Source organism: Halomonas sp. A11-A (assembly GCF_003182195.1).
Classification (GTDB): Bacteria; Pseudomonadota; Gammaproteobacteria; order Pseudomonadales; family Halomonadaceae; genus Halomonas; species Halomonas alkalicola.
Genome location: NZ_QGTM01000046.1, coordinates 1 through 5,381, shown reverse-complemented (window position 1 = coordinate 5,381; position 5,381 = coordinate 1). Strand labels below are relative to the sequence as shown.

4 protein-coding genes and 1 pseudogene are annotated in these 5,381 nt (G+C 66.7%); 4 read left to right on the top strand and 1 reads right to left on the bottom strand.

Features of this window, described 5'->3' with window-relative positions; translation table 11 throughout:
• Positions 1–142 precede the first annotated feature (142 nt).
• Positions 143–394: pseudogene (locus tag DER72_RS15795) on the bottom strand (outer membrane protein transport protein); the annotation flags it as partial.
• A gap of 323 nt (positions 395–717) precedes the next feature.
• Here DER72_RS15795 and DER72_RS15790 point away from each other — a divergent pair.
• From DER72_RS15790 to DER72_RS15775, 4 genes are all read left to right on the top strand, one after another.
• Positions 718–1,209: a MerR family DNA-binding protein gene (locus DER72_RS15790; protein ID WP_110070883.1), complete on the top strand. Its 492-nt coding sequence runs from the start codon at positions 718–720 to the stop codon at positions 1,207–1,209.
• Positions 1,210–1,244: 35 nt separating this feature from the next.
• Positions 1,245–3,809: a heavy metal translocating P-type ATPase gene (locus tag DER72_RS15785; RefSeq protein WP_110070884.1), complete on the top strand. Its 2,565-nt coding sequence runs from the start codon at positions 1,245–1,247 to the stop codon at positions 3,807–3,809.
• 123 nt (positions 3,810–3,932) lie between these two features.
• A complete protein-coding gene (locus DER72_RS15780) occupies positions 3,933–4,565 on the top strand; it encodes a GspH/FimT family pseudopilin (protein WP_110070882.1) in 633 nt (210 codons plus the stop codon).
• A gap of 55 nt (positions 4,566–4,620) precedes the next feature.
• Positions 4,621–5,202, top strand: coding sequence for a hypothetical protein (locus DER72_RS15775; protein WP_110070881.1), 582 nt, complete (start codon positions 4,621–4,623; stop codon positions 5,200–5,202).
• The last annotated feature ends 179 nt before the right edge of the window (positions 5,203–5,381 follow it).

Genomic DNA, 5,381 nt, shown 5'->3' with positions numbered 1-5,381 from the left:
TGGCAACGGCTGTTTGCTCAAGGCCGAAGTGTTTTCTATCCCCTCTGGAGAAGAGCGCCAGGCACCGAGGCACGAATACCAGACTTGTTCACCTCCTCGGGAGGACTATGCCGATGACACGCCGGAAAATGGGGAGACCCTAGTTAATATCCGTATTGACATTCAGATAGGTCCCGCCCGCGGTCACCTGGGCGCGATCCAGGAACGACATGCCGGCCGGGTTGCCGAAGACGATGGTGGCGTCGTTGACGTTGGAGCTGCGGCCGGCGTGGCCATAGCCCTGGCCGCTGACGCTCTGCTCGTTGATCTGGTAGCCGCCCGCATGGGCCTGGCTGGCAAAGGCGGCGGCAGCGATAGCCACGGCCAGGGAAAGGCGATTGAACTTGTTCTTCATGTGATCCATCCCTTGGGGTTCTGTTATTCACGCTGATACTGGCGTGTGCTCTCGGCGGAGACAGGCGCGTGCCCTCCCCTTTTCGCGCAACCCAACGATCGTTTCAACCCCAAACGCTCGTTTTAATGCCGCAATCGCTAATACTTTGGTCGCACAGCTGTTTGATTGATCGAACTTTCAGTGAGTTAGCCAACACTCCTTCGCTGTGCCGGAACCGCCATGGCCTTCTCGCCCGCCCGCCTTGACCCTTGGGTAACACATAGGTTTTACACTGAGGTTATCCGCAACCAGAACCAGATCGGGACCTGAGAGGCACCGTCATCATGAAAGTCAGCGAACTGGCCAGGGCCGCCGGCGTCACCGCCGAGACCGTCCGTCACTACGTGCGCGAGGGGCTGCTGGAACCCCGGCGCCACCCCGACAACGGCTACCAGCTCTTCGAGCGAGGTGACCTGGAGCGCCTGCGCTTCATTCATCGCGCCCGCAACCTGGGCTTCGGCGTGGCGGAGATCCGCGAGATCCTTGCCCACGCCGACCAGGGCGATTCTCCCTGCCCAATGGTCCGCGACCTGCTGGCCAGCCGGCTGCCGGAGATCCGCGCCCGCATCGAGGAACTGCAGGCGCTGGCCGCCCGCATGGAACAGGCACTCGAGACCTGGGCCGAGATGCCCGACGGCACCCCGGACGGCCACAGCCTCTGCCGGCTGATCGAAAGCTTCCCCGAGCCCCTGCGTGACAACCTGCGCAAAAACCAGCAGCGCGGCGACGCCCCCCGCGCGCCTACCGGCGCCACATCCAGCGAGGAGACCCCGTGAACGCTCGCATCCCACTCGAACGTATCGTGCCCGGCATGAGCTGCCAGGGCTGCGTGAAGCGCATGCGCGAGGCAATCCAGGCCCGGGACCCCGAGGCCGAGGTGATCGGCACGCCGGCCGAGAAGCGCCTGGAGGTCACCACCACCCTGAACGGCGAGGCCCTGGACCAGGCGCTGGTGGAGGCCGGCTATCCGCCCGGCGAGCTCGAGGAAGCCCCGGGCGAGGAAGAGCGCCCCGCGGCCGAGCCCGGGCTCGAGTCCAAGACCACTGAGCCGGCGACGCCCGCGCCGGCCTCATCGGCTCGCGACGAGCGCGCCACCACCCGGCGGCTCTCCATCGGCGGCATGACCTGCGCCAGCTGCGTGGCCAGCGTGCAGAAGGCACTGGAACGCACGCCAGGCGTGGTCAGCGCGGAGGTCAACTTCGGCACCCGCACCGCCCAGGTGCGCGGCAGCGTAAGCGAGGCCGAGCTGATTGGCGCCGTGGAGGCGGCCGGCTACGAGGTCGAGCCGATCCTCGACCTGCGCCAGGCGGAGGAGGCGCGCGCCGAGAAGGACGCCCAGCACTATCGCCAGCGCCTCAAGGGCAGCTTCTGGTCCCTGGCGCTGGCGGTGCCGCTGATGGCCAGCATGTTTGTCTACCACCCCCATCCGGTGGGCATGGGCCGGCTCTTCTGGCTGGTGATCGGCCTCTTGACGCTGGCCGTGCTGGCCGGCCCCGGCCGCCACTTCTTCATCAACGCCTGGAAGAACTTCAAGCACCACCAGGCCAATATGGACACCCTGATCGCCATGGGCACCGGCACCGCTTGGGCTTACTCCATGGCGGTGGTGGCCTTCGCCCCCTGGCTGCCCGCGGTGGCCCACGGCATCTACTTCGAGGCCTCGGCGATGATCATCGGCCTGGTGCTGCTGGGCAACGCCCTGGAGCTGCGTGCCCGGGGCCGCACCAGCGAGGCGCTCAAGCGCCTGCTCGACCTGCAGAGCCGCACCGCCCGGGTGATCCGCGACGGCGAGGAGCGCGAGCTCGACATCGACGAGGTGCGCGAGGGCGACCATATCCGCGTGCGCCCCGGCGAGCGCCTGCCGGTGGACGGCGAGGTGACCGAGGGGCAGAGCCATATCGATGAATCCATGCTCACCGGCGAGCCGCTGCCGGTGGCCAAGGCCGCCGGCGACGAGGTCAGCGCCGGCACCGTGAACGGCAAGGGCTCGCTGGTCTACCGGGCGACCCGCGTCGGCGCCGACACCAAGCTCGGCCGCATCACCGAGCAGGTGGCCAGCGCCCAGAACTCCCGACCGCCCATCGGCGAGCTGGCGGACAAGGTCTCCAGCATCTTCGTGCCCACGGTGATGATCATCGCCGTGCTCACCGCCCTTGCCTGGTTCAACTTCGGCGCCGAGCCGCGGGTGATCCATATGCTGGTGACCGCCACCACGGTGCTGATCATCGCCTGCCCCTGCGCCCTGGGCCTGGCCACACCGATCTCCACCATGATCGGGGTGGGCAAGGCCGCCGAGCACGGCGTGCTGGTGAGAAGCGGCGAGGCGCTGCAGATCGCCAGCAAGCTCACCACCCTGGTGGTGGACAAGACCGGCACCCTCACCGAGGGCCGGCCCAGCGTGACCGAGGCGCACCTGTTTTCCGACTCTGGGATCGACGGCGACAGGCAGGCGCTGCTGGGCCTGGTGGCGGCCCTGGAGCGCGGCTCCGAGCATCCGCTCGCCGCGGCACTGCTCGCCTACTGTGAGGAACAGACCGACGAGGCCGGCGGCGCCCACGCCGAGATCCGCCACTTCGAGAGCGTCACCGGCGGCGGCGTGAAGGCCGAGACGCTAGAGGGCAAGCCGCTGCTGCTGGGCAACGCCCGCCTGCTGGAGGATGCTGGCGTCGACCTGGCCGTCGGCAGGGAGAAGGCCGGCGAGCTGGAGCGCCAGGCGCGCACCGTGGTCTACCTCGCCGTGGGTGGCAGGCTGGCCGCGCTGTTCGGCATCAGCGACCCGCTGCGCCACGACACCATCGCCGCCATCCAGCGCCTGCAGGCCGATGGCCTCAAGGTGGTGATGCTGACCGGCGACAACGAGCACACCGCCGCCGCCATCGCCCGGGAGGTCGGCATCGACGAGTTCCGCGCGGGCCTCTTGCCCGAGGACAAGCACGCCGAGATCGAGCGGCTGCAGGCGGCCGGCGAGAAGGTCGGCATGGTGGGCGACGGCATCAACGACGCCCCGGCCCTGGCCCGGGCCGACGTGGGCTTCGCCATCGGTCAGGGCACCGACGTAGCCATCGAGAGTGCCGGCATCACCCTGATGCGCGGCTCGCTGCACGGCGTGGCCTCGGCCATCGAGATCAGCCGGGCGACGCTCTCCAACATCAAGCAGAACCTGGTGGGCGCCTTCGGCTACAACACCCTGTGCATCCCCATCGCCGCGGGGGTGCTCTACCCCTTCACCGGGATGCTGCTCTCCCCGATGATCGCGGGTGCCGCCATGTCGCTCTCCTCCATCACGGTGGTGAGCAACGCCAACCGCCTGCGCCTGTTCAAGCCCCATAACGAAAAAGGCCCTGCGGAGCAGAGCCAGAAGGAGGTGACCTCATGAGCGTTATCGTCAATCTGACAGGGCTGGGGCTGATCGGTCTGATTGTGTGGTGGTTCTGGTTGGCCACCGAGTAGCTTCCGGCACCGCCTTCAAGGGGGAGAAAGCGCACAGCCCGGGTAGCACATGGCTGACAGAGGGCCGGCCCGGTGTGGCTATGGTGAAAGGGTACCTTCCACCCTGGGCCGGCAAGGCCGAGGAGGCGAGATGCCCCTCTCCCCCTGCAAACAGAGTGATTCCGCCTCAACTCCGCCTCGCCAGGGCGGCCTGACGTTGATCGAACTGCTGGTTGCCCTGGTCGTCATGATCATCATGGCCGGCTGGGCCGTGCCCTCCTATCAGCGCATGATCGCTCGGCAGGAGGTGTCCAGCGAGGTACTCCGCCTGAAGACGGCACTTTCCATGACCCGCAGCGCCGCCATTACGCGCCGCACTCAGGTCACGCTCTGCCCCACCGTCGATGGGGTGCAGTGCCAGGTTGCCAATAATGCGGAGGGTGATGCCTGGCGAGCAACGCTTGCCATCTTCGAGGGCAGAGGAGAGCCCGGCGATGTGCTGCTACGCACCTTTGGCGAGAGCCGGGTCGAGCGCCTCACCTATCGCAACGACAACCTGCCGGTGCGCTATGGGGCGCTCGGCAGGGCCGGCGGGCACTTCGGCACCTTCCGGATCTGCGGGCGGCTGGACCAGGGCGCCCGCGTTATCGTGAACATCATGGGACGCGTGCGCGTCGTCGATTCCGCTCCATCCGAGTGCTAAGCTACGGGCCCTTGGCGCAGGAGGCGCCCCTTACTGAAAAGGACCGACCCATCCCATGCTTGGCAAACTGTTCGGCAAGCAGCCGATTCGAGCCTGGGCGATCAAGCAGATTGATGACGCTACCCTCCACCTATGCGGAGAGGGCAGACTGGAGTCTGACCAGAAGTCGAAAGTCATGCTGAAAGCGCTGCAGGCCGGCCAATTCCATGGCGGCGTACGAATGGGCGATACGGGCATTGTGATCAACACAAGGCGTCTCGCCGCCGTGGTGCCCCTGGAAGCGCTACAGCTGCTGGATGACGGCAACACGGCTGAGTGGAACGGGCGACGCTGGGCCGTATCCCACGTGCCCCAGCGCGCCTGGCTGTTTGACGGCCCACTGGTGGCAGAGCCCAATCCCCTAGGCGGCCCACCCGCGCTGGTCAGCCGCGAAGACGTCTCGCATATCCGTCGCAACGTTCGTCAGGATGCGGCACCTCCGGGGGAGGTGGTATTCCGTCCTGTCAACGAACTGGAAGACCCCGAGAAGGACCTGCGCACCTCCATCGAGCAGGCCCAGCACTGGCACAAGAATGCCAGACGGGGCTGGCGAAAGGACGGCACCTGGGGGCCGCTGGATGATGTGGATAAAGAGTGACCCCTCAAGCTCACAGGTGAGCTTGAAGGCGCCCTACTCCCAGCGATAGATACGAAACCTTGACTCTCCCTCACAGCCGCCACCCCCGAGTTCGACAGATAGAAGCGTAAGCCACTGATTAACCTGAAAACGTGTTTTCAAAATTGGCACTACAAGCGAGATGCAGTCGGTGCCGGTAG

Bases quoted from the DNA above. Each gene is read 5' to 3' on its own strand.
- DER72_RS15785 (WP_110070884.1), top strand. From the start codon at position 1,245: ATGAGCTGCCAGGGCTGCGTGAAGCGCATGCGCGAGGCAATCCAGGCC.
- DER72_RS15780 (WP_110070882.1), top strand. From the start codon at position 3,933: ATGGCTGACAGAGGGCCGGCCCGGTGTGGCTATGGTGAAAGGGTACCT.
- DER72_RS15775 (WP_110070881.1), top strand. From the start codon at position 4,621: ATGCTTGGCAAACTGTTCGGCAAGCAGCCGATTCGAGCCTGGGCGATC.
- DER72_RS15790 (WP_110070883.1), top strand. From the start codon at position 718: ATGAAAGTCAGCGAACTGGCCAGGGCCGCCGGCGTCACCGCCGAGACC.